At 71.7% G+C, this 24,536-nt stretch carries 21 protein-coding genes; 12 read left to right on the top strand and 9 right to left on the bottom strand.

The annotated features are described in order from the left end of the window. The first annotated feature begins 76 nt into the window (after window positions 1-76). The 5 genes from BM028_RS12015 (at window position 77) to BM028_RS11995 (ending at window position 6,367) form a co-directional block, all read left to right on the top strand. Window positions 77-1,408 carry a bifunctional o-acetylhomoserine/o-acetylserine sulfhydrylase gene (locus tag BM028_RS12015; RefSeq protein ID WP_071302567.1) on the top strand — a complete coding sequence of 444 codons (1,332 nt, stop codon included), beginning with the start codon at window positions 77-79 and terminating at the stop codon, window positions 1,406-1,408. Window positions 1,409-1,753: 345 nt separating this feature from the next. Next, window positions 1,754-2,956 (top strand): homoserine O-acetyltransferase MetX, encoded by a 1,203-nt coding sequence (gene metX, locus BM028_RS12010; protein WP_092386807.1) that lies wholly within the window; start codon window positions 1,754-1,756, stop codon window positions 2,954-2,956. Window positions 2,957-3,104: 148 nt separating this feature from the next. After that, entirely contained in the window at window positions 3,105-4,262 is a 1,158-nt protein-coding gene (locus BM028_RS12005; RefSeq protein ID WP_071296181.1) for a sensor histidine kinase, read from the top strand. Beyond that, window positions 4,259-5,581: a hypothetical protein gene (locus BM028_RS12000; protein ID WP_083294960.1), complete on the top strand. Its 1,323-nt coding sequence runs from the start codon at window positions 4,259-4,261 to the stop codon at window positions 5,579-5,581. The genes BM028_RS12005 and BM028_RS12000 overlap by 4 nt, the downstream gene beginning before the upstream one ends. Before the next feature lie 114 nt (window positions 5,582-5,695). After that, a complete protein-coding gene (locus tag BM028_RS11995; protein WP_070416359.1) occupies window positions 5,696-6,367 on the top strand; it encodes a response regulator in 672 nt (223 codons plus the stop codon). Between the two features lie 183 nt (window positions 6,368-6,550). Here the strand turns inward: BM028_RS11995 and BM028_RS11990 are convergent, their stop codons facing one another. From BM028_RS11990 to BM028_RS11975, 4 genes are all read right to left on the bottom strand, one after another. Next, on the bottom strand, window positions 6,551-7,816 hold the full coding sequence (locus BM028_RS11990) for an MFS transporter (RefSeq protein ID WP_070416360.1): 1,266 nt from the start codon (window positions 7,814-7,816) through the stop codon (window positions 6,551-6,553). Window positions 7,817-8,079: 263 nt separating this feature from the next. Continuing rightward, window positions 8,080-8,259: a hypothetical protein gene (locus BM028_RS11985; protein WP_139219818.1), complete on the bottom strand. Its 180-nt coding sequence runs from the start codon at window positions 8,257-8,259 to the stop codon at window positions 8,080-8,082. Between the two features lie 94 nt (window positions 8,260-8,353). Continuing rightward, window positions 8,354-8,662, bottom strand: coding sequence for a thiamine-binding protein (locus BM028_RS11980; RefSeq protein ID WP_070416362.1), 309 nt, complete (start codon window positions 8,660-8,662; stop codon window positions 8,354-8,356). Continuing rightward, window positions 8,659-9,936: a glycosyltransferase 87 family protein gene (locus BM028_RS11975; RefSeq protein WP_139219817.1), complete on the bottom strand. Its 1,278-nt coding sequence runs from the start codon at window positions 9,934-9,936 to the stop codon at window positions 8,659-8,661. The genes BM028_RS11980 and BM028_RS11975 overlap by 4 nt, the downstream gene beginning before the upstream one ends. A gap of 64 nt (window positions 9,937-10,000) precedes the next feature. Here BM028_RS11975 and BM028_RS11970 point away from each other — a divergent pair, with 64 nt between their 5' ends. Further along, window positions 10,001-10,711 (top strand): YceI family protein, encoded by a 711-nt coding sequence (locus BM028_RS11970; protein ID WP_092386801.1) that lies wholly within the window; start codon window positions 10,001-10,003, stop codon window positions 10,709-10,711. Between the two features lie 97 nt (window positions 10,712-10,808). Here BM028_RS11970 and BM028_RS11965 read toward each other — a convergent pair whose 3' ends face one another. Next, window positions 10,809-11,696, bottom strand: coding sequence for an ADP-dependent NAD(P)H-hydrate dehydratase (locus BM028_RS11965; protein ID WP_092386800.1), 888 nt, complete (start codon window positions 11,694-11,696; stop codon window positions 10,809-10,811). Between BM028_RS11965 and BM028_RS11960 the strand changes: the two genes are divergently transcribed. The 4 genes from BM028_RS11960 (at window position 11,695) to BM028_RS11945 (ending at window position 15,960) form a co-directional block, all read left to right on the top strand. Further along, entirely contained in the window at window positions 11,695-12,336 is a 642-nt protein-coding gene (locus BM028_RS11960; RefSeq protein WP_139219816.1) for an HAD family hydrolase, read from the top strand. The two genes, BM028_RS11965 and BM028_RS11960, sit on opposite strands and share 2 nt — an antisense overlap. Beyond that, the gene (locus BM028_RS11955; protein ID WP_092386797.1) at window positions 12,333-13,415 is read left to right on the top strand and encodes an NADH:flavin oxidoreductase/NADH oxidase; all 1,083 of its coding nucleotides are present in this window, start codon (window positions 12,333-12,335) and stop codon (window positions 13,413-13,415) included. The genes BM028_RS11960 and BM028_RS11955 overlap by 4 nt, the downstream gene beginning before the upstream one ends. A gap of 146 nt (window positions 13,416-13,561) precedes the next feature. Then, complete coding sequence (locus BM028_RS11950) at window positions 13,562-14,926, top strand: hemolysin family protein (RefSeq protein WP_092386795.1); 1,365 nt, start codon at window positions 13,562-13,564, stop codon at window positions 14,924-14,926. Then, window positions 14,923-15,960, top strand: a complete 1,038-nt coding sequence (locus BM028_RS11945) for a hemolysin family protein (protein WP_070416367.1) — start codon at window positions 14,923-14,925, stop codon at window positions 15,958-15,960. The genes BM028_RS11950 and BM028_RS11945 overlap by 4 nt, the downstream gene beginning before the upstream one ends. Window positions 15,961-16,041: 81 nt before the next feature. Here BM028_RS11945 and BM028_RS11940 read toward each other — a convergent pair whose 3' ends face one another. Continuing rightward, window positions 16,042-17,481: a GMP reductase gene (locus BM028_RS11940; protein ID WP_070416368.1), complete on the bottom strand. Its 1,440-nt coding sequence runs from the start codon at window positions 17,479-17,481 to the stop codon at window positions 16,042-16,044. Window positions 17,482-17,693: 212 nt separating this feature from the next. Here BM028_RS11940 and BM028_RS11935 point away from each other — a divergent pair, with 212 nt between their 5' ends. Beyond that, window positions 17,694-21,443 (top strand): multifunctional oxoglutarate decarboxylase/oxoglutarate dehydrogenase thiamine pyrophosphate-binding subunit/dihydrolipoyllysine-residue succinyltransferase subunit, encoded by a 3,750-nt coding sequence (locus BM028_RS11935; protein ID WP_175496065.1) that lies wholly within the window; start codon window positions 17,694-17,696, stop codon window positions 21,441-21,443. 33 nt (window positions 21,444-21,476) lie between these two features. On the opposite strand, the gene BM028_RS11930 is transcribed toward BM028_RS11935, so the two are convergent. From BM028_RS11930 to BM028_RS11920, 3 genes are all read right to left on the bottom strand, one after another. Continuing rightward, complete coding sequence (locus BM028_RS11930; protein ID WP_070416369.1) at window positions 21,477-21,917, bottom strand: GNAT family N-acetyltransferase; 441 nt, start codon at window positions 21,915-21,917, stop codon at window positions 21,477-21,479. A gap of 66 nt (window positions 21,918-21,983) precedes the next feature. Further along, entirely contained in the window at window positions 21,984-22,226 is a 243-nt protein-coding gene (locus tag BM028_RS11925) for a zf-HC2 domain-containing protein (RefSeq protein WP_070416370.1), read from the bottom strand. After that, window positions 22,223-23,044, bottom strand: coding sequence for a sigma-70 family RNA polymerase sigma factor (locus BM028_RS11920; RefSeq protein ID WP_092387280.1), 822 nt, complete (start codon window positions 23,042-23,044; stop codon window positions 22,223-22,225). The genes BM028_RS11925 and BM028_RS11920 overlap by 4 nt, the downstream gene beginning before the upstream one ends. A gap of 126 nt (window positions 23,045-23,170) precedes the next feature. Between BM028_RS11920 and aroA the strand changes: the two genes are divergently transcribed. Next, entirely contained in the window at window positions 23,171-24,532 is a 1,362-nt protein-coding gene (gene aroA / locus BM028_RS11915) for a 3-phosphoshikimate 1-carboxyvinyltransferase (RefSeq protein WP_092386793.1), read from the top strand. Window positions 24,533-24,536 lie beyond the last annotated feature (4 nt).

The following is a 24,536-nucleotide window of genomic DNA, read 5'->3' as shown; positions in this document are numbered from 1 at the left end:
CAGCCGCGCCGCGCCTCCTGGGCCGAGCGCTGGGCGACCCGACGACCCGACGACCGCCACCGGACAGGAGCACGAGATGACCCAGAACGACGCCGCCCAGTGGCGGTTCGAGACCACGCAGATCCACGCCGGCGCACAGCCCGACCCGACCACGGGGGCCCGCGCGACACCGATCTACAAGACGACCTCGTACGTCTTCGCGAACTCCGACGAGGCCCGTGACCTCTTCGCCCTGGCCAAGCCGGGCAACATCTACTCGCGCATCATGAACCCGACGAACGACGTCGTGGAGCAGCGGATCGCGGCGCTCGAGGGCGGCTCCGGGGCGCTCCTGGTGTCGAGCGGCCAGGCGGCGGAGACCTACGCGGTGCTCAACATCGCGGGCGCCGGAGACCACATCGTGTCCTCGTCGTCGATCTACGGCGGCACGTACAACCTGTTCAAGTACACGCTCGCGAAGCTCGGCATCGAGACCACGTTCGTCGAGGACCAGGACGACCTCGACGAGTGGCGCCGCGCGGTCCGACCGAACACGAAGCTGTTCTTCGCCGAGACGATCGGCAACCCGAGGATCAACGTGCTCGACATCACCGGTGTCAGCGAGGTCGCCCACGAGTCCGGCGTGCCGCTCATCGTCGACAACACGATCGCGACGCCGTACCTCATCCGTCCGTTCGAACACGGTGCCGACATCGTCGTGCACTCGGCGACGAAGTTCCTCGGCGGGCACGGCACCGTCATCGGCGGGATCATCGTCGACTCCGGGAAGTTCGCGTGGTCGCAGCACCCGGACAAGTTCCCCGAGTTCAACACGCCAGACCCCTCGTACCACGGCGCGGTCTTCGCCGAGGCCGTCGGCAACGAGCTCGCCTACATCGTCAAGGCCCGGGTGCAGCTGCTCCGCGACCTCGGTGCGTCGAACTCGGCGGACACCGCGTTCGCGCTGCTGCAGGGCATCGAGACGCTGTCGCTCCGCATCGAGCGGCACGTGTCGAACGCGCAGGAGATCGCCGAGTGGCTCGACCGGCACCCGGACGTCGCGACCGTCGCCTACGCCGGGCTGCCGACCTCCCCCTGGTACGCCGCGGCGAACCGCTACGCACCGAAGGGCGTCGGGGCCGTGCTGTCGTTCGAGCTCAAGGGTGGCGTGCCCGCCGGCAAGGCGTTCGTCGACAACCTGCAGCTGTTCTCGCACCTCGCGAACATCGGCGACGTGCGCTCCCTCGTCATCCACCCGGCGTCGACCACGCACTCGCAGCTGACGCCCGAGCAGCAGCTCACGACCGGTGTGACGCCGGGGCTGGTGCGGCTGTCGGTGGGGATCGAGAACGTCGAGGACCTCAAGGCCGATCTCGAGGCCGGGCTCGCCGCCGCCCGTGCGGTCGCGCAGGAGGGCCAGCGCGCGTAGCGGCCCCGGGCGGGGGGACTGTCGCGGGGGGCGCGGGGGCTGTCGCGGACCCTCGCGCTCGATGCGTGTGCACCATGCGACGTCCCACGAGTCGATCGACTCGTGGGACGTCGTTCGTTGCGCACACATCCGGTGCGTGTGCATGGTGCGACGATCCACGCGTCGAACGACGAGTGCGATGTCGGAACATGCGCGCGCACGCAGCCGCACCCGCACGCACGCCGCCGCACCCGCACGCACGCACGCACCCGCGACCGCCCGCGACCCGCCGCAGTGGACCCGCGACGCGCCGGACGTGACGTAACACTGGCGGCCCGCGCCGCGCCTCCCGGCAGACTGGACCCGATGGACTGGCAGACGACCCCCGAGGACTCCGTGCCGTCCACCCTCGTGCCCGGAACCGAACTCGGCACGCTCGGCAAGCCCCCGGTGACCGGCGCCTGGCGCCCGGGCGACCACCCCGGCTCCCGGCACTTCGCGTCCCTCGGTGAGCAGTGGGTGCGGGGTGGACGCATCCCCGCCGTGCGCGTGGCGTACGAGACCTGGGGCACGCTCAACGCCGACCGCGACAACGCGGTCCTGGTGTTCCACGCGCTGACCGGCGACTCGCACGTCGCCGGAGCACCCGGGCCCGGACACCGAACCGCGGGCTGGTGGGGCGACGTCGTCGGCCCCGGCCGGGCGATCGACACCGACCGGTGGTTCGTCGTCGCACCGAACATGCTCGGCGGCTGCCAGGGCACGACCGGGCCGTCGTCGGTGTCGCCGGACGGCCTCGAGTGGGGATCCCGCTTCCCGTTCGTCACCGTGCGCGACCAGGTGGCGGTGCAGGCGCAGCTGGCCGACCGGCTCGGCATCGACGTCTTCGCGGCCGTCGTCGGCGGGTCGATGGGCGGCATGCACGCGCTCGAGTTCGCCGTCACCCACCCTGCACGGGTGTCCCGGCTCGCGGTGCTGGCGAGCACGGCGCAGACCACCGCCGACCAGATCGCCGCGAACTCGCTGCAGCGCGCTGCCATCCAGATGGACCCGGCGTTCGCGGGCGGCGACTACTACGAGGCCGACGCCGGCGAGGGCCCCCACCGCGGGCTGGCGCTGGCTCGGCGGATGGCGTTGATGACCTACCGGGCGTCCGACGAGCTGAACGGCCGCTTCGCCCGCTCGTGGCAGAGCGACGTCTCTCCGCTCGGCGACGACGGCCGCTTCTCGGTCGAGAGCTACCTCGACTTCCACGGCAACAAGTTCACCCGTCGGTTCGACGCGAGCTCCTACGTGACGCTCACCCACGCGATGGACTCGCACGACGTCGGAGCCGGTCGGGGCGGGATCGCGGCGGCGCTGGCGCAGGTCACGGCCCGCACGCTCGTGGTCGGGGTGTCGAGCGATCGGTTGTTCCCGATCGAGGACCAGCACCGCATCGCGGCCGGCGTGCCGGACACCCTCGACGGTGACCGCGCGGCCGTGATCGAGAGCGAGTTCGGGCACGACGGGTTCCTGATCGAGCACGAGGCCGTGGGGGCGCACCTCCGGCGGCTCTTGGACGCATAACGCTTGCAATGACGATCGCGGCACCATCCGACACGGGCTGGCGCGCCGAACACCCCCCAACGGGTGTCGCGCGTGGAATGATGGCGTGGTGCCCAGCCTGAACCAGGCTCGGTTTTCCCTCAGCCACACCGCCACGACCAGGACACCGATGGACTTCATCGCACAGGAACGCGACCGCTTGCTCCGGTCGACGACCCGTGTCGTCGGCATCGTCTGCGCCCTGGTGTCGGTCGTCGCGGTGATCTGCGCCCTCGCGGTCCCGGTCGTCCCGCTGCTCGGCGGGCTCGCCTGCATCGCGATCATGATCGCCGGCTTCCTGGTCTTCGGGTGGAACGGCTCGGTGTGGTGGACGGCGCTCATCCTCGCCTCGGGCCTCGGCGCGCTCGCACTCCTGCTGCTCGGCGTCGACGAGACAGCGCGTCCGATCATCGCCTCCGCGGTGGTGCCCCTCGCCGCCGGCAGCATCTCGGCACCGCTCATGTCCCAGCGCGGGAAGCCCGTGGGACTCGGGCTGACCATCGTCGCCGGGGCGGCCGTCGTCGTCGCGATCGTCTGGGCGAGCGGCAGCGTCCTCGCCGCCCCGGTCACCGGCGCGCTGCTCGGGTGGGTGCTCATCGCCGTCGTGACGATCTGGATCTCCCGGAGCATCCCCCGCGTCGCCCGCCGGATCTACAGCATCGGCACCGCGCACCGCGCCGAACGCCAGGCGAGCGAGACCGAGGCGCAGCGACGACAGGGTGCCCGGCTCCTGCACGACACCGTGCTCGCCACGCTGACCCTCCTCGCGCACTCCGGCGTGGGCGTCTCCGAGCAGGCGATGCGTGAGCAGGCCGCCGAGGACGCCCGACTCCTCCGCCACCTCCGTCTCGGTGCGACGCCGCAGCCGCAGCAGTCCGGCGACTACTCGCTCACCCGCGAGGAAGAGTCCCCGCTCGGCCAGACCCTCGAGTCGGTCAAGCAGCGCTTCGGCCGCATGGGCCTCGAGGTGAGCTGGCACGGCACCGGGCAGGTCCTGCTGCCGTCGAACGTGCTCGACGCCTTCCTGCTCGCGCTCGGCGAGTGCCTCGAGAACGTCCGTCGGCACGCCGGCGTCGGCGAGGCGCACGTCACGATCGTGCACGACAACGAGATGGTCCGCGCGATGGTCACCGACTCCGGCGTCGGCTTCGACCTCACCCACGTCAGTGCCGAACGGCTCGGCTTCAAGGAGAGCGTGGTGAACCGCCTCCGCGAGGTCGGCGGCGACGCGAAGCTCTTCTCCGCGCCGGGATCCGGCACGACCGTCGTCCTGGAGGCACCCAGATGAGCCGCGTCCCCGAGGACACCATCAGCCGCGGCCTCCCCGGCGAGACCGTGCAGCCCGCTCCGCGGACCCGACGGGAGGCGCGGGAGCGGTACCGGGGCAGCGAACGTCGGCAGGCGCGCGGCCTCCCCTCCACATCGACCGGCGCGCGCTCGCTGCGGCAGGCCGCCAAGCCCGGCGCCTCGCTCGGCGCCGGCTACCTCGGACTCGGCGCCGCGGTCCTCACCGGCATCGAAGCCGTCGCGGGGATCGTCTTCTTCCTCATCCGCTGGACGGAGTTCACCGACCCGTGGCTGCCCGCAGCGGCCTGGGCGCTCTACCTCGTCGCCGCCGTCGGGGTCGGGCTCAGCCTGCTCACCTACGGCGAACGACTGACCGGGCTCGCCTTCGCGTTGATCTGCGTCGTCCTCGGCTGCGTCGTGACGCTCGACTTCATCGGCATCTGGCCCGAGCACGACATCGCCCACTCGGCGTCCGCGTCCGTCGCCGCCGGGTTCGCGCTCCTGCCCGTCGCGACCCTGCGCCCGGCCCGCGAGGTCGCCGCCGCCATCGCCGTCCTCGGCCTCGCGTTCGTCGGGATGGCGGTCGCCTCGACGCCGATCACGAGCGACACCCTGCCCGCGATCGTGTCCACCGTGGCGCTCGTGACCGTCCCGCCGTCGATCGCGCTCTTCGTGGTGCACCGGTTCCGCCAGCTCGTGCAGCGTGAACTCGACCGGGTCCTCGTGCAGAGCAACGTGCAGGCACCGCAGTTCGCCGTGGGCATGCTCGCCTCCGACGAACTCGCCCGGCTCGACCTCGCCGCCGAGAAGCTCCTCGACGCCGTCGCCAACGGCAGCGACCCCCTCCCGCTCTCGGACGCGTCCGCCTCGGTCGCCGCCTCGCTCGCCACCGAGCTGCGCCTGCACCTCATCGAGGGCCGCCGCGAGACCTGGCTGTACCACGCGATCACGGAGTCCGACAACCTCGGCCGCTCGGTCAGCGTCGCGGATCCGCAGTCGCTCGCGGGCCACCTCTCCCCCGCGCAGCGCGACGGCCTGCTGCAGACGCTCTGGCAGATGGTCGGCGACGGCAAGCAGACCCAGGCCGGATCACCGGTCGTCTCCGTGACGCTCGGCCCCGTCGGCTCGGACGGGCACCCCGTCACCGACGAGACGATGGACGTCCCGGTCGTCTTCGAGTCGCGCGGTGTCCCCCGGCGTCGACTCGGCCCGACCGCGTGGAGCGCCCTGCAGCGGATCGGCCCGTACCAGGACTCCGTCCGCGACGGCGTGCTGCACGTCGTCGCGCACTGCGTCGTCGACCGACATCCGTCGATGTAGTCGTCGCACGGAACCGGCTGGCCCGACTGCCGGACACCCTGACCAGCCTGCCCGTGCCCCGTGGTCCGTCCCCCTAGGATCGGCCCACGACCGCCCCCGAGAAAGGACGCCACCATGGCGACTCCAGAGGAACCGATCCGACTCGCACTCGTCGACGACCACAGGATGCTCCTCGGCGCGCTCACCGAGTGGATCCGGAACGCAGCCGACGACATCACGCTCGTCGCCGCCGTCACCACCTGGCCCGAGCTCCTCACGAGCCCGGCGTTCCCGGTCGACGTCGTGCTGCTCGACCTCGACCTCAAGGACTCGATCCCGGTCTCGCTGAAGATCTCGACGCTCAAGACCGCCGGTGTGAAGACCGTCGTCATGAGCACCTACTCGGAGCCGAACGTCGTCCGCGAGGCCCTCGCCTCCGGCGCCCTCGGCTACCTCGTGAAGAGCGAGGACGCCGAGATGATCGTCGAGGCCATCCGCTCCGCCCAGCGCGGCGAGCAGTACGTCTCCGCCGAGCTCGACCTGGCGATCAACAGCGGTGACGTCGGTGGGGTGCCGAAGCTCAGCGCCCAGGAGCGTCGCGTCATGGCGCTGTACGGCGGCGGCGAGCCGGTGAAGAGCGTCGCGTACCAGCTCGGCATCTCCGAGGAGACCGCGAAGAGCTACCTCAAGCGCATCCGCGAGAAGTACCGCGTCGCGGGCTTCGACGTCGGCACGAAGGTGGCGCTGCGGAAGCGCGCGATCACCGACGGCATCATCGTCCAGGACGGCAGCCCGCTGGGCCTGTAGCGCGCCGCGCGCGTCGCACGCGCCCCGCGCGCCACGCGCCACGTGCGCTTCGTGAGCAGAAGAGGTCGGGTCCCGTCACAGGACCCGACCTCTTCTGCTCACGATCGGCGGTCTGCCGCACCGTCGACGGACTGGAGGCGCGGTGCGGGGCCGCCCCGCGCCTCCTGGCCGGTGGGACCCGCGTCAGCCCAGCGGGACGGGCGCGGTGATCGGGCCGGTGGACGGCGACGACGACCGGAGCGACGCACGGCGGGTGCTGCGGCGCTCGGCGCCGTAGCTCACCATCGTCATGAGGACACCGAGCAGCGCCAGCACGATGCCGAGCCACCCCGGCGCCTTGAAGCCGAACCCGGCAGCGATGACCGCGCCGCCCAGGGCCGCACCGATCGAGTTGCCGATGTTGAACGCCGAGTGGTTGAGCGCCGCCGCGATGGTCCGTGCGTCTCCGGCGACGTCCATCAGGCGGGACTGCACGGCCGGCGGGATCGCGGACGAGGTCGCACCGAGCAGGAACGCCCCGAGGAAGACCCCCCACACCCACTGCGCGGTGAGGACGGTGACGAGCAGGGCGCCGATCAGCGCGAACATGCCGACGTAGATCGTGCGCTTGACGCTGTGGTCGGCCAGGTGCCCGCCGAGCACGCCGCCGATGACCATGCCGATGCCGACGACCACGAGGACGAGCGGCACGAACGACTCCGACAGCCCGGTGACGTTCTGCACGAGCGGCGAGATGTACGAGTAGACCGCGAAGAAGCCGCCGAAGCCGACGGCTCCGAGGCCCATGACCATCCAGACCTGCGGCACGCGGAACGCCCGGAGCTCGCGGCCGATCGTCGCGTGCTCGTCACGGGCACTGCGCGGCACGAAGGCCCACACCGCGAGGAACGTCAGGGCGAACAGGACGGCGACGACGCCGTACGCGATGCGCCAGCTGGCGACCTGCCCGACCCAGGTGATCGCCGGGACGCCCACGACGTTCGCGACCGACAGGCCGAGCAGCACCATCGCGATGCCCTTGCCGCGCTTGCCCGGACCCATGATGTCGCCCGCCACGATCGACGCGATGCCGAAGTACGCACCGTGCGGGAGTCCCGCGACGAACCGCGCCACGAGCACGAGGCCGAACGACGGCAGGATCGCGCTCGCGACCGTCGCCAGGACGAACCCGACGAGCAGCACGAGGATCAGGCCCTTGCGCGGGAACTTCGCCGACATCGCCGCGATCGTGGGGGCACCGACGACGACACCGAGGGCGTACGCGCTCACGAGCCAGCCGGCGTGCGCGATCCCGGCGTCCGGGTCGAGGCCGTACTGGCGCGGCAGGAGTGCCTCGGCGATGTTCGGCAGGAGCCCCATCGCGACGAACTCGGTCGAACCGATGGCGAACCCGCCGAGGGCGAGGGCGATGAGCGCGAGTGCGCGACGCGCAGGCGTGAGCTGGGACATGGTGCCTGTTTCGGGACGGGAGGAGCGGGACGGGTTCCGGACGTCGACTCGCGTGAGTCGGCTGGGACCGTCGGTGCGCGTGGTCGCCGCACCGTGCCTCCGTCGCGTCGACGTCGCTGACGGTGCGACCGGGGACGGGCGGAGGGTGGTCCTGGTTCAGCGGCGAACGTGGACGACCGGCCGCCGAGAGCGACCGGTCTCAGCAGTGTAGACCGCTCCAAAGGCCGAACGGAAGTCGCCCGGCCGAATCGATTCGACCCGCGTCAGGCGGCGCGACGCTCCGGCTCCGCGTGGGCCGTGACGACGAGCCCCGGGAGTTCGTCACGGTGGACCCACCCGGCGCCGCACTCGGTGCAGCTCGCCCAGGCGGTGTCGCCGTGTTCGTCCGAGTCGATGACGACCGTCCGCAGGTCGCAGTCGGGGCACCAGCCGTCGTGCATCATCACGTGCTCCTCGTCGTCGTGCGGACGCGTTCCGTCCGACACCGACAGGACACACCCGACCACCGACATCCGTGGGAGGCGCTCGGCGTGTCGCTCAGTCGTCGAGCGCAGCCTCGAGCCGCTCGAGCTTGCCGTCGATCTCGCCGGTGTGCCCCGGGCGGATGTCGGCCTTGAGCACGAGGGACACCCGCGTGCCGTACGCCCCGACGGCCTCGGTGGCGCGCTTGACGACGTCCATGACCTCGTCCCACTCCCCCTCGACCTCGGTGAACATCGACGAGGTGCGGTTCGGCAAGCCGCTCTCGCGGACGATCCGCACGGCAGCCGCGACGGCGTCGTGCACGGACCCGTCCGAGCTCGCGGAGGGACCACCGGACGGGGCGACGGAGAACGCGACGATCATGCGTCCATCCTGCCCCCTGCCGGGACGGCCGGCACAGCGGTGGCACGGGCCCGCACGCCGAGCCGGACGATCGCGACGACGCTCCAGACCAGCACCCCGACCTCGAGCGCGTTCCGGACCGTGAGGACCACGAGCACCCAGGGCTGCACGGTGAGCACCTGGTCGTAGAACCCGGGGTAGATCACCTGCGTCAGCAGCGCCATCGGGATCGCGGCGACGGCGACGGGCAGGAAGCGCCTGGCGCTCGGACGACCGGCGACGAGCCCCCACACGATCGGCACGGCGAACCACCCGATGTACTGCGGCGACCCGACCTTGTTCGCGGCGACCAGCGCGGCCACCAGGAGCAGTGCCAGCAGCGGCGCGGCCTCGGCCCGGTGCGCGCCGCGGTGCACGGCCCAGAGCGCGAGCAGCACCCCGCCGACGACGACCACGGCCATGAGCGGCGTCGACACCGCGGCTGCCGCGTGCGTCCCCGCGCCGGACACCTCGAACGTCAGGATCTGCTGGTCGTAGTAGACCGCGGCACCGGGGACGCCGAACGCCGCCGCCCACATGAAGGGGGTCGCGAGGGGCGCCTCGATCTGCAGCGCACGGCCGCTCTGCTGCCCCACGAACGAGAACAGGTGGGCCGCTCCCCCGTACAGGACGTCGACGAGGACGATGAGCGCCGTCAGCACGAGCGCACCGACGAGCACCCCGCGGCGGTGTCCACGGCGGAGCAGCAGGAGCACGCCCACGAGCGCCGCGGGCCAGACCTTCGTCCACGCGCCGGCGGTGAACAGCGCCGAGGCGACGGCCGGCCGCGACGCGACGAAGGCCACCCCGACCAGGGCGAGAACGGTCGCGACGGTGTCGATGCGTCCGAGGCCGATCGGCCCGAGGGCGAGCAGGAAGGCGAGCCACCACCACACGACGCGCACGCCGAGCCCACGGAAGCGCCACAGGAACGCGCACGCGACGGCGTCGAGCACGACCATGAGCACGAGCCACCCGGTGCCGATCGACGTCACGCCCCCGACGGCGGCAGCGGCCATCGGGACGATCGCGAGGATCGGGTACACCCAGTCCTCGTCGATCCCGACCCAGAACCCGGACGCGTGCCCGGTCTCGATCCACCGCCGGTAGGTGATCGTGACGTCGCCGAGCGGCAGGTTCGCCGACACGGAGGTCAGCCACCAGAGGACCGCGTGCACGGCGGCGAACGCCACGACGAACGCCGCGACCTCGGGCCACTGCGAACGCCACCGCGAACGCCACACCGTCCTCTGCACCGGACGAGCGTAGCGGCACGCCCGTCACAGGTTCCCCCGAGCATGACGTGTCACCGTTCCCCTCGTGACCTCCGACACCCCGCGCACGCGCCGCAGAGCCGTCATCTGGATCGCGGTCGTCGCCGCGGTCGTCGTCATCGGCGTCGTCGCCGCGATCGTCGGCACGAACCTCTACACGAGCAGCGAGAACGCCAAGGCCTCCGCCGCGCCGAGCGTCGCCGCGAGCCGCGCCCCGTCGACGCTCGACGCCGCGGACCTGTCCGGCGCGTGGACGGTCGGCGGGGACTCCGAGGCCGGGTACCGCGTCCACGAGGTCCTGAACGGCTCGGACGTCACCGTCACCGGGCGCACCGACAGCGTCACCGGCAGCGCGACCGTCGACGGCACCGCCATCACGAAGGCGACCATCACCGTGCAGGTCGCCGACATCGCCACGGACTCGGCCCAGCGCGACTCGTACTTCCGCGACTCGGCGCTCGACACGTCGGCGTTCCCCACCGCGACCTTCACGCTCACCGAGCCGATCGCGGACGCGGTCCCGTCCGGCTCGGGCACGACGAAGGTCGAGGCCACCGGGGACCTCACCCTGCACGGCGTCACGAAGTCGGTCGTCGCGACGCTCGAGGTCGGGCTGAACGGCGACGGCGTCGACGTCTCCGGCTCGATCCCGATCACCTTCTCGGACTTCGGCGTGCAGGCCCCGAGCCTCGGCTTCGTGCAGGTCGACGACGCGGGTGCGGTCGAGTTCCTCGTGCACGCCACCCCCGCGAGCTGACGCGCACGACGCGCGTCACGCCCCGGACGTGACCACCTGACGGCCAGGAGGCGCGGTGCGGGCCCGCACCGCGCCTCCCGTCCGTCGCCGCTCGCGGCTACCCCCGCGCGTCGCCCTCGACGACGAGGTCGCGCACCACGCCCGGCAGCCGCTCGACCAGCGCCGCCATCGTGAACGGCCCACCCCCGGACGCCCGTCGCGCCGCGATCCCGTGCACCACCGCAGCCGAGGCGGCCAGGTGCGCCAGGTCGGACGGCGACAGCGACGACCCGGCCGCCTCCGCCGCTCCCTGCCGAGCCGCCACGAGCGCCCCCAGCACCCCGCCGAGGACGTCGCCGGCGCCGGCGGCCGCGAGCCACGGTGTCGCCGACGAGGCCACGAGCCGCACCGACCCGTCGGGTGTCGCGACGTGCGTGGCGGACCCCTTCAGGAGCACGACGCTCCCGGTCTGTGCGGCTGCCCGGAGCGCGGCCGCGGCCGGGTCCTGCTCGACGGCCTCCCGCGACTCGTGCAGGACGCCGGCGAGTTCCCCCGCGTGCGGCGTCAGCACCGCCAGGGGGCCGAGCTCGACGAGCGGGATCGCCCCGGCGTCGACGACCACGGGGACCCCGTCGTCCGAGGCGTGCCGGAACCCCTCCGCCGTCACGTCGTCCAGGTCGTCGAGCGAGCCCGCCGAGATCCCGGAGCCGACGAGCCACGCCTGCACCCGTCCGACCCCGGCGACGACCTCGGGACGCCGCGCGAGCACGTGGTCCGACGCGCGGGACGGTCCGACGTACCGGACCATCCCGACGCCGGTGTGCACGGCGGCGTCGACGCCGAGCACGGCGGCACCCGGGTACTGGTCGGAGCCGGTCGCGACGCCGAGGACACCCCGCCGGTACTTGGTGGAGTCGCCGTGCGGGGCGGTGGTCCAGGCGGCGGCGTCGGTCGGGGCGAAGGGGACGAAGTCGTTCACGAGACGCCACGTTACGGTGGAGCGCATGAGCCTGTTCCTGCCCGGTCGTGTGGTGGTCTTCGACTACGGCGAGGTGATCAGCCGGACGCCGCACGCCTCGCGGGACGCCCTCGTCGCGGCGACCGGGGTGCCGGCGGACGAGCTCTTCCCCGTCTACCAGGAGCTCCGGCACGACCTGGACCGCGGCGACCTCTCCGTCGTGGACTACTGGCGGGCGATCGCCGAGCGCACCGGCCGGACGTGGAGCATCACCGACATCCACCGGTTCTGGGCGATCGACTTCACCGGCTGGTTCGAGGTCGAGCCGGAGACCCTCGCGATCGTCGAGGAGCTGCACGACGCCGGCACCCGGGTCGCCCTGCTGTCGAACGCCGGGTTCGACTTCGGTGACCCGTACCGCCGGTCCCCGATGGGGTCCCTGTTCGAGACCGTCGTGGTGAGCGCCGAGGAGCACGTCCTGAAGCCGGATGCCTCGATCTACCTGGACACGTGCGCGCGCCTGGGAATCGACGCCGCGCAGATGGTGTTCGTCGACAACAGGGCCGAGAACGCCGCCGGCGCGGAAGCGATCGGGGCGGTCGGCCACCACTACACGTCGCCCGCCGGACTCCGCGCGTTCCTGCAGGAACTCGCGACCGGGGCGACCGCCGAGAAGGAGCCCGCGTGACGCACGCCCTGTTCGAACCGATCACCATCCGCGACCTGACCGTCCGCAACCGCATCTGGGTCTCCCCGATGTGCCAGTACTCGGTCGAGGCGCAGGACGGCGTGCCGACGCCGTGGCACCTCGTGCACCTCGGCGGCTTCGCCAAGGGCGGTGCCGGCGCGGTCGTGGTCGAGGCCACGGGCGTCGTGCCGGAGGGGCGGATCAGCCCGCAGGACCTCGGGCTGTGGAACGACGAGCAGCGCGACGCGTTCCGCCCGATCGTCGACTTCATCCACTCGCAGGGCGCCGCCGCGGGCGTCCAGCTCGCGCACGCCGGCCGCAAGGCGTCGACGTTCCGCCCGTGGGAGTCGACGCACGGCTCGGTCCCGGCGGACCAGGGCGGCTGGAACACCGTGGCACCGTCCGCGGTCGCATTCGACGGGTACGCCGAGCCGCGCGAGCTCGCCACCGAGGACATCCGCGTGGTGGCCCTGGCGTTCGCCGCTGCCGCTCGACGCTCGGTCGAGGCCGGCTTCGACCTCGTCGAGATCCACGCCGCGCACGGCTACCTGCTGCACCAGTTCCTGTCGCCGTTGAGCAACCACCGGACCGACTCGTACGGCGGCTCGCTCGAGAACCGCGCCCGCGCCCTGCTCGAGGTGCTGGACGCCGTCCGTGCCGAGGTCGGCGAGGGCTTCCCGGTCGTCGTCCGCTTCTCGGCGACCGACTGGACCCCGGGCGGGCTGACGCTCGAGGAGACCACGCAGGTCGCGCGCTGGGCCGCCGAGCACGGTGCCGACCTCGCGGACGTCTCGACCGGTGGCAACGCCGCGAGCGCCCCGATCCCGGTCGGCCCGGGTTACCAGGTTCCCTTCGCCGACGCGATCAAGCGCGACGCCGGCATCCGCACGATCGCGGTCGGCATGATCTCGGAGGCGTTCCAGGCCGAGCAGATCGTGGCGACCGGCCAGGCGGACGTCGTCATGGTGGGCCGCGAGTTCCTGCGCGACCCGGGTTTCCCGCTCCGTGCCGCCGTCGAGCTCGGCGTCTCCGTGGACTACGAGCCGCAGCAGTACCACCGCGCACGTGTCACGGCGTAGGCCGTTCTGTACGTTCTCTCGGCTCGGCAGCGCGCCAGGCAGTACGATTGCCTCACTGTGGACGATCCCCCGAACAGTTCTTCGCCTCACTCATCCGCCGCTCACTCGGTGAGCTGCACTGCCTCGCGCCCTGCGGGAGGTGAATCATGAGTCCGATCGACATCGTCATGCTGATCGGCGGCATCCTGCTGACACTCGGCACCGGTGTCTTCGTCGCGTCCGAGTTCGCGCTGGTCAACCTCGACCGCGCCGACGTCGAGGCCCGACGAGACCGCGGTGAGACCGGCCTCGCACCCGTCATCGGTGCGTTGAAGGTCACCTCGACGCACCTCTCCAGCGCGCAGCTCGGCATCACGCTGACGACCCTGCTCACCGGCTACCTGCTCGAGCCGTCGATCGCCAAGCTGCTCGAAGCGCCGTTCCTCGCGATGCGGCTGCCCGAGGCGATCGTCGAGACCGTCGGCTCGATCGTGGCGCTCGTCATCGCGACCCTGCTGTCGATGATCCTCGGTGAGCTCGTGCCGAAGAACTTCGCGCTCGCGCTCCCCCTGCAGACCGCGAAGCTCGTCGTGCCGCTGCAGATCGCGTTCACCACGGTGTTCAAGCCGGCCGTCGCGGTGCTGAACGGCACCGCCAACGCCGTGCTCCGGGCGATGGGCATCGAGCCGCAAGAGGAACTGTCCGGTGCGCGCAGCGCCGAGGAGCTCACCTCGCTGCTGCGTCGGTCCGCGTCCGAGGGCTCCCTCGAGCAGGACACCGCGACGCTGCTGGAACGGACGATCTCGTTCTCCGAGCTGAGCGCCAGCGACGTGATGACCCCGCGCCCCCGGCTCTCCACGATCCGCGTGTCCGAGTCCGCCGACGACGTCATCGCGCTCGCCCGGAAGACCGGGTTCAGTCGCTTCCCCGTCATCGAGGAGGACGCGGACGACGTCGTCGGCATCGTGCACGTGAAGCAGGCCGTCGCCGTGCCCCGCGAGAAGCGCCCCGAGGTCCCCGTCGGCGCCCTCATGACCGACGCCGAGCGCGTCCCCGAGACCATGCCCGGCGACACGCTGCTCGCCGAGGTCCGCGGTCGCGGCTACCAGATGGTGATCGTCGTCGACGAGTACGGCGGCACCGCGGGGGTCGTGACGCTCGAGGACCTCATCGAGGAGATCGTCGGCGAGGTGTCCGACGAGCACGACCGTGCACGGATCGACGTCGTCCGGTCGCGCAACTGGCTGACGTTCCCGGGGCTCCTCCGCCCGGACGAGCTCGAGGACCGCGCCGGTGTGAAGGTCCCCGAGGACGGCCCGTACGAGACCGTCGGCGGGTTCATCATGTCGACCCTCGGGCGGCTCCCGGCCGTCGGTGACGAGGTACCGCTCGAGGACGGCGTGTTCCGCGTCGAGCGCCTCGACGGGCGCCGCATCGACCGGATCCGCTGGACGCCCACACCGCCGGAGACCCCGGCGACCGGCATCATCATCCCGGCCACGAAGGCCTCTGCGAAGGGCGGCACCCGATGAGCTCCGACTGGTGGGGCATCTTCTGGCTCGTCGTCCTCCTGATGGGCAACGCCTACTTCGTCGCGGCCGAGTTCGCCGTCATCTCCGCCCGCCGCTCCCAGATCGAGCCGCGGGCGGAAGAGGGCTCGCGCGCCGCACAGATGACGCTCTGGGCGATGGAGCACGCCACCCGCATGCTCGCCACCACCCAGCTCGGCATCACGGTGTGCTCGCTGCTCATCCTCAACGTCTCCGAGCCGGCGATCCACCACCTGCTCGAGGTCCCGCTGCACCTCACGGGCTGGAGCGTCGAGGTCATCGGCGTCGTGGCGTTCGTGTTCACGCTGCTGCTCGTGTCGTTCCTGCACGTGGTGTTCGGCGAGATGGTCCCCAAGAACATCTCGTTCTCGATGCCCGACCGTGCGGCGCTCCTCCTCGTGCCGACGCTCTGGTACATCGGCCACGGCCTGCACTGGGTCGTCGTCGGCCTGAACGAGGTCGCGAACGCCGTGCTCCGGCTCTTCCGGGTCGAGCCGAAGGACGAGGCCGTGAGCGCGTTCACCGTCGAGGAGGTCCAGACCATCGTCGAGCAGTCCCGCCGCGAGGGCACCCTCACCGACGACGGCAAGCTCGCCCTGGCGTTCGAGTTCACCGAGAAGAAGGTCAAGGACGTCGCCGTGCCGATGGCCGAGCTCGTCACCCTCCCCGAGGACGCCACCCCCGGTGACGTCGAGCGGGCCGTGGCCCAGCGCGGGTTCTCGCGGTACGTGCTCGTGGCCGAGGACGGCTCCCCCACGGGCTACGTGCACGTGAAGGACGTCATCGACCTCCGACCGGACGAGTACGACGACCCGGTGCCGCCGAAGCGGATCCGGCAGCTCATCTCGCTGTACACGGAGATGGACCTCGAGGACGCCCTCGCGACCATGCGCGCCGCCGGTCGTCACGTGGCGCGGGCGTTCGACGCCGAGGGCCGGACGCTCGGTGTGCTCTTCCTCGAGGACATCCTCGAGGAGCTCGTCGGCACCGTCGAGGACGCGACCCGCCGGCGGTAGACGCGCGATTGACGGACGGGAGGCGCGGTGCCAGCCTGCACCGCGCCTCCCGTCTCGCTGTGGTCGCGACCACCCCATCGGCTACCAGCTGACGGGGAGCGGCTTGCCCTCCTCGTAGCCGGCGGCCGACTGGATGCCGACGAGCGCCCGCTCGGAGAACTCAGCAAGGGACGACGCCCCCGCGTACGTCGCCGAGCTGCGGACACCGGTGGTGATCATGTCGAGCAGGTCCTCGACGCTCGGCCGCTCCGGGTCGAGGTAGATCGTCGACGACGAGATCCCCTCGGCAAAGAGCGCTTTCCGGGCCCGCTCGTAGGGGTCGAGGCGCTCGAAGCGCTCCCGGACGGCCTTGGCACTGGCCATGCCCCAGCTCTCCTTGTACGCCTTGCCCGCGGCGTCGCGACGGAGGACTCCGGGCGCCTCGAGCGTGCCCGCGAACCACGAGCCGATCATCACGGCGGACGCGCCGGCGGCGAGGGCGAGCGCCACGTCGCGCGGGTACCGGACGCCGCCGTCGGCCCACACGTGCGCGCCGAGCGACCGGGCCGCGGCGGCGGTCTCGAGCACTGCGGAGAACTGCGGGCGACCGACGGCGGTCATCATGCGCGTGGTGCACATGGCGCCGGGTCCGACGCCGACCTTGATGATGGTCGCGCCGGCCTCGACGAGGTGGGCGACCGCGTCAGCGGTGACGACGTTGCCCGCGACGAGCGGGATGTCGAGGCCGAGGGCGGCGACGGTGCGGAGGGCGCGGAGCATGCCCTCCTGGTGGCCGTGCGCGGTGTCGAGGACGAGCACGTCGACGCCGGCGGCCGCGAGCGCCTGCGCCTTCGCGGCGACGTCGCCGTTGATGCCGATCGCAGCGGCGACCCGCAGGCGTCCGGACGCGTCGACGGCGGGCCGGTAGATGTCCGAGCGGATCGCGCTGGTCTGGCTGACCGTGCCGACGACCTTGCCGTGCCGCATGACCGGCGCGAAGTCGACCTCGGCCGCGGTCAGCACGTCGTACACGTGCCGGGGCGTGCCGGCGTCCTCGGCGTCGATCGCGGTGGAGGCGCCGTGCAGCAGGTCGCCGAGCGTGGCGTCGGGACCCGCGTCGCCGAGGCGCCCCGCGGGGACGCAGCCGAGGTACTCGCCGGCGGCGTCGCGGACGACCACGCCCCGTCCGGCGACGGGCAGGAGCTGCTCGAGGGCCTCGGCGACCGTGGTGTGCGCGCCCATGTCGTAGGCGGTGTCGAAGTCGACCGGCTGGTCCTTGACCCAGCGGATCGCGGCGTCGAGGTCCTGCAGGTGCATGTCCTGCGGCAGGACGCCCAGGCCGCCGCGTCGGGCGAGCGTCGCGGCGAGGCGCGGCCCGGTGACCGAGTTCATGTTGGCGCTGACGATCGGGATGGTCGCACCGGACCCGTCGTTCGCCGAGAGGTCCACGTCGAACCGGCTCGTCACCGCCGACCGGCTGGGGACGAGGAAGACGTCGGAGTAGGTCAGGTCGTGTGTCGGCCGCGTCTCGTAGAACCTCATGGGCCCCACTGTACGGCTCCGCAGGGTGGCCGGTCTGGGCGGCTCGGCACGCCTCCGGCGCGACACGCGCGACACCCGGTCGGGAGGCGCGACCCGCCTCCGCCTGACACCGAACGGTCATCTGCGAGCGGCTAGGCTTGGGACCTGTGCGAGGCAGGGTTGCCACGCACGACACACACGAGCATCTATCGACGGAGAGTGGGCGATCGGCTGTGTCGAGCCATCTGACCGGAACGGACGAGACCGCGGGCGAATTCGGGGCGAACGAGTGGCTCGTCGACGAGCTCTACGAGCAGTTCGTCGCCGACAAGGAGTCCGTCGACAAGTCCTGGTGGCCGGTCCTCGAGAGCTACCACCGCACGCAGGGTGGCGACGCGTCCGCACCGGCTCCGTCCCCCTCCGCCCCCGCCGCTCCGGCCGCCTCCGAGCAGCAGCAGTCCACGACCCAGCAGCCCGCGACCGGTGACGCCCCCGGCGAGGCGAAGTCCGGGCCGATCCAGGCGAAGACCACGTCGCGCCAGCCCACGCCGCAGCCGATCCCGGCCGAGGCCAACGACGAAGCCGACGACCACGAGGAGACCCACGAGGACGTGGCGACCCCGCTCCGGGGCATGGCGAAGACGCTCGCCTCGAACATGGACGCCTCGCTCACGGTGCCGACCGCGACGAGCGTGCGGACGATCCCGGCGAAGCTGATGATCGACAACCGCATCGTCGTGAACAACCACCTGCGTCGAGCCCGCGGCGGCAAGATCTCGTTCACGCACCTCATCGGGTGGGCGATGGTGCAGGCGCTCAAGGACTTCCCGAGTCAGAACGTCTTCTACGAGGAGCGCGACGGCAAGCCCTTCGTGGTGGCCCCCGCGCACGTCAACCTCGGCATCGCGATCGACGTCCCGAAGAAGGACGGCTCGCGCTCCCTGCTCGTCCCGAGCATCAAGCGCGCCGAGACCCTGACCTTCGGCCAGTTCCTCTCCGCCTACGAGGACCTCGTCAAACGTGCCCGTGACAACAAGCTCACGCCGGCCGACTTCCAGGGCACGACGATCTCGCTGACGAACCCGGGCGGCATCGGCACGGTCCACTCGGTGCCGCGCCTGACGAAGGGGCAGGGTGCCATCATCGGCGCCGGTGCCCTCGAGTACCCGGCGCAGTTCCAGGGCTCGGCGGCGAAGACCCTCGTCGAGCTCGGCATCGGCAAGACCATCACGCTGACGAGCACCTACGACCACCGCGTCATCCAGGGCGCCGGGTCGGGCGAGTACCTCAAGAAGGTGCACGAGCGGCTCATCGGCGAGCACGGCTTCTACGAGGGCATCTTCGCGGCGCTCCGGATCCCGTACAAGCCGATCCAGTGGGCGAACGACATCAACGTCGACCTCGCGCACCGGGTGAACAAGACGGCGCGTGTGCAGGAGCTCATCAACAGCTTCCGTGTCCGCGGGCACCTCATGGCGGACATCGACCCGCTCGAGTACCGGCAGCGCACCCACCCCGACCTCGAGATCGAGAGCCACGGGCTGACCTTCTGGGACCTCGACCGCGAGTTCGTCACCGGCGGGCTCGCCGGCACGACGAACGCCCCGCTGCGCGACGTGCTCGGGATCCTCCGCGACGCCTACTGCCGCACGGTCGGCATCGAGTACATGCACATCCAGGACCCGGAACAGCGTCGCTGGGTGCAGGCCCACATCGAGGTCCCGTACTCGAAGCCATCGAAGGACGACCAGCTCCGGGTCCTCGGCAAGCTCAACGAGGCCGAGGCGTTCGAGACCTTCCTGCAGACGAAGTACGTCGGCCAGAAGCGCTTCTCGCTCGAGGGCGGCGAGTCCACCATCGCGTTCCTCGACTCGCTCATCCAGCGCGCGGCGACCGCCGGCCTCGACGAGGTCGCGATCGGCATGGCCCACCGCGGCCGGCTCAACGTGCTGACGAACATCGCCGGCAAGACCTACGGCCAGATCTTCCGCGAGTTCGAGGGGTCGTCGCTCCCCGGCGCCGTCTCGGGCCAGGGTTCGGGTGACGTGAAGTACCACGTCGGCACCGAGGGCGTGTTCCGCGCCAGCGACGGCACCGCCATCCCGGTGACGATCGCCGCGAACCCGTCCCACCTCGAGGCCGTCGACGGCGTGCTCGAGGGCATCGTCCGCGCGAAGCAGGACCGGCAGGCCCCCGGCACGTTCGGCGTCCTGCCCGTGCTGGTCCACGGCGACGCCGCGATGGCCGGTCAGGGCGTCGTGGTCGAGACCCTGCAGATGTCGCAGCTGCGCGGCTACCGCACCGGCGGCACCGTGCACCTCGTGATCAACAACCAGGTCGGGTTCACCACCCCGCCGGAGTCGGCCCGCAGCTCGGTGTACTCCACCGACGTCGCGAAGACGATCCAGGCGCCGATCTTCCACGTGAACGGGGACGACCCCGAGGCCGTCGCCCGCGTCGCCGAGCTCGCCTTCGCCTACCGCGAGGAGTTCCACCGCGACGTCGTCATCGACCTCATCTGCTACCGCCGCCGCGGACACAACGAGGGCGACGACCCGTCGATGACGCAGCCGCTCATGTACAACCTCATCGAGGCGAAGCGGTCCGTCCGCACCCTCTACACCGAGGCCCTCGTCGGCCGCGGCGACATCACGCAAGAGGAGTACGACGAGGCGCACCGCGACTTCCAGGACCGCCTGGAACGCGCCTTCGCCGAGACGCACGAGGCGCAGACCGGCACGATCCCGGTCATCACGGTCGACGACGACGGCGCCGTGCAGGGTCTCGAGCGACCGGCAGCGCAGCGCGACGACTCCGAGGTCGAGGTGCACGAGACCGCCGTGTCCGAGGAACTCGTCCGGGCCATCGGCGACGCGCACAGCAACCCGCCCGCGGGCTTCCAGGTGCACCCGAAGCTCCAGCAGCTCCTGTCCAAGCGCACCGACATGACCCGCAACGGCGGCGTCGACTGGGCGATGGCGGAGCTCATGGCCATCGGGTCGATCCTCGTCGAGGGCAAGCCGGTCCGCCTCGCCGGGCAGGACGCCCGCCGTGGCACCTTCGTGCAGCGCCAGGCCGTCTTCCACGACCGGGTGAACGGCCAGGAGTGGCTGCCGCTCGCGAACCTCACCGAGGACCAGGCCCGCCTGTACATCTACGACTCGCTGCTCAGCGAGTACGCGGCGATGGCGTTCGAGTACGGGTACTCGGTCGAGCGACCCGAAGCCCTCGTCCTGTGGGAGGCGCAGTTCGGCGACTTCGCGAACGGCGCCCAGACCGTCATCGACGAGTTCATCTCCTCCGCCGAGCAGAAGTGGGGACAGCGCTCGGGCCTCGTGCTCCTGCTCCCCCACGGCTACGAGGGCCAGGGACCGGACCACTCGTCGGCGCGCATCGAGCGGTACCTGCAGCTCTGCGCCGAGGACAACATGGTGGTGGCCCGGCCGTCGACCCCGGCGTCGTACTTCCACCTGCTGCGACGCCAGGCGTGGGAGCGGCCGCAGAAGCCGCTCATCGTGTTCTCCCCGAAGGCGATGCTGCGTCTCCGCCAGGCGACGAGCCCGGTGGACGCGTTCACGAGCGGCACCTTCTCCGAGGTCCTCGACGACGACCGCGTGACCGACAAGTCGGCGGTGCGCCGGGTGGTCCTGCACTCCGGCAAGGTGCACCACGACCTGCGCGCCGAGCTCGACAAGCGCGGCGCCACCGACGTCGCCCTCGTCCGGCTCGAGCAGCTCGCCCCGCTCCCCCTCGAGCAGATCCTCCAGGTGCTCGCGGGCTACCCGGGCGCCGACGTCGTGTGGGCGCAGGAAGAGCCGGAGAACCAGGGCGCCTGGCCGTTCGTGTGCATGAACCTGTCGCCGCACCTCGACGGTCGGCCGCTGTCGGTCGCCGCCCGTCCGGCGAGTGCCGCGCCGGCCACGGGGTCGTCGAAGCGCTCCGCACAGGAAGCCACCGACGTCATCACGCGAGCGCTGGGCTGACGCCCGACGCCGGACCCCTGACGCCGGGGTGCGCTACGCGATCTTCGTGTAGCGCACCCCGGCGTCGTGGTACCCGCGCTTCTGGTAGAACCGGTGCGCGCTGTCCGTGGCCGCAGCGCTGACGGCGCTGAGGCGACGTGCGCCCTGCTCGACCGCCCATGCTTCGAACGTGCCGATGAGCGCCGAACCGGTGCCGAGCCTCCTGGCCGACTCGTCGACCACCATCAGCAGCAGCTGCGCCGTCGGCTCGTCGCTCGCGTACGCCCAGGTGACCTGCGCGCCGGCGACCGCGATCGCACGACCGTCGTCGTCCCGCACCACCCAGGTGCGGTGTCCGGCCTCGGGCGTGAGCCGTTCGAGGCGGGCGCGCATGGCGGCGTCGTCGACCTCGTGGCCGAGCAGTCGGACGAGGGCGGCGACGTCGGCGACGTCCGTGTCGGACCAGGTGGTGATCGACTCGACGGAGAGGGTCATGCCCGCGACACTACCGACAGCGCCGTGCGTGTGACGACGGCTGCCAGGACGTTCACGCCGGGACGTTCAGTGGGTGGCCTGCTCCAGGCGGATGCGGGCGAGGATCTCGGTACGGAGTTCCTCGGGTGCCGTCTCCTTGCACGCACGACGGACCGTCTCGATGAGGACGACGCCGACGCGGTGCTCCGTCGTGCAGTCCTCGCAGTCGTCCATGTGCTCACGGATGTCCGCCGCGTCCTCGCGGCAGAGCTCCCCGTGCAGGAACTCCTCGAGCTCGGCCTTCGCCTTCGAGCAGTCGCAGCCGCTCATCGCGCTTCCTTCCCTTCGACGCGGCTCGACGCCGCGGCAACCTTCCGGCCTCGTCCGCGCATCGTCGCCGTCGACGCTGCGTCCGGGACGATGCCGGTCTCACGTGCGTGGTCGGCCAGGAGCCCGCGGAGGAGCCGGCGGCCACGGTGGAGACGGCTCATGACCGTCCCCACGGGGGTCTTCATGATGTCGGCGATCTCCTGGTAGGAGAACCCCTCGACATCGGCGAAGTAGACGGCCATCCGGAAGTCCTCCGGGATGGCCTGCAGCGCGTCCTTCACGGCGGAGGACGGCAGGTGGTCGATGGCGTCGGCCTCGGCGGAGCGCGCCGAGATCGACTGCGTCACGCTCTCCGCGCCGCCGAGCTGCCAGTCCTCGAGCTCGTCGATCGTGCCCTGGTACGGGTTGCGCTGGTTCTTGCGGTACGTGTTGATGAACGTGTTCGTGAGGATGCGGTACAGCCAGGCCTTGAGGTTCGTGCCCTGCTTGAACTGGCGGAACGCGGCGAAGGCCTTGACGAAGGTCTCCTGCACGAGGTCGGACGCGTCGGCCGGGTTGCGGGTCATCCGCATCGCCGCGCCGTAGAGCTGGTCCATGAAGGGCAGCGCCTGGTCCTCGAAGAGGGAACGGAGCTCGGCCTCGGAGACGGTCTTCGCGTCGACGACATCGACCGCGGTGGCCTCGTCGTCGCTGGCCTCGTCCTCGCGGTCGCTGGCCTCGTCCTCGCGCAGTGCTGCTTCTTCGGACACCGCGTCGAGCTGCGCCTCGGCCTCCTCGACCAGGTCGTGCGGTGCTGCGTGCGGTTCGTCGGTCGTCATCGCCGTCGAGTCTAGGCCGACGGTGCTCCCGAGCGTCGTCGGCACGGCGGGCAGAGTCGTCCGCGGTCGTGCGAGTGTCGCTGTCGCCACTGATCCTCCCGGTGCGTTCAGTACCCTTGTGAACCGATGGCAGTCACGACGCATTCCCAGTCCCGGACCGAGCCCTGGATCGCCCCGCTCGCGCGGGGTCCGCTGCACGGCGACGTGTCGCTGCCCGGGTCGAAGTCGCTCACCAACCGCGAACTCGTGCTCGCCGCCCTCGCCGACGGTCCGTCGACCATCCGGCTGCCGCTGCACTCGCGCGACTCGGCGCTCATGGTCGAGGCGCTCCGGCAGCTCGGCGTCGGGATCGACGAGGTCGCGCCGGCGCCCGGTGCGACCCCGAACCCCTACGGCCCCGACCTCCGCATCACACCGGCGCCGATGCACGGCGACGTCCGGGTGGACTGCGGACTCGCCGGCACCGTGATGCGCTTCCTGCCGCCCCTCGCCGCCCTCGCGGTCGGGCCGGTCACGATCGACGGCGACCCGTACGCGCGCAAGCGGCCGATGCACGCCATCATCCAGGCGCTCGTCGACCTCGGCGTGGACGTCACCGACGACGGCGGCGGCGCGATGCCGTTCTCGTTCACCGGTACCGGCTCGGTCCGCGGCGGATCGCTCTCGATCGACGCCTCGGCCTCGTCGCAGTTCGTCTCCGGGCTCCTGCTCTCCGCCCCGCGCTTCGACGAGGGCCTGCACCTCACGCACGTCGGCGAGCGCCTGCCGAGCATGCCGCACATCGAGATGACCGTCGCCGCCCTCCGTGCCCGCGGTGTCCGGGTCGACGAGCCCGCGGTCGGCGAGTGGGTCGTGCACCCCGGGCCGATCGCCGCCCGCGACGTCACCATCGAACCCGACCTGTCGAACGCCGCGCCGTTCGCCGTGGCGGCGCTCGTCGCCGGCGGCACCGTCCGCATCCGCACCTGGCCGACGGCGACGACCCAAGTCGGCGCCGACCTCGAGCGGCTCCTCCCCCTGTGGGGCGCGACCGTCACGCGGGACGGCGACGACCTCGTCTTCGACGGCGGCGTCGGGGTCCGGGGTGGCGCCTCCCTCCCGGGTCTCGAACTCGACCTCAGCCGCGGCGGCGAGCTCGCGCCGGCCCTGGTCGCGTTGGCGGCCCTGGCCGACGGCCCGTCCGAGATCACCGGGATCGGCCACCTGCGTGGGCACGAGACGGACCGTCTCGCCGCGCTCGCGTCGGACGTCAACCGTTCGGGAGGCGCGGTGCACGAACTCGACGACGGCCTGCGCATCGAGCCTGCCGCGCTCCACGGCGGCGACTGGGCCGCGTACGACGACCACCGCATGGCGACGGCCGGCGCGGTCGTGGGCCTCGTCGTCGACGGCGTCGCCGTCGACGACATCGGCTCGACCGCGAAGACGCTGCCACAGTTCCCCGAGCTGTGGGCGGCCCTGGTCGCGACCGGGGACGCGGGGGTCTGACGCG

The sequence above is a fragment of the Curtobacterium sp. YR515 genome, from assembly GCF_900113095.1.
Classification (GTDB): Bacteria; Actinomycetota; Actinomycetes; order Actinomycetales; family Microbacteriaceae; genus Curtobacterium.
Note: the sequence above shows the minus strand (reverse complement) of the source record. Positions and strands in the feature narration are given on the sequence as shown.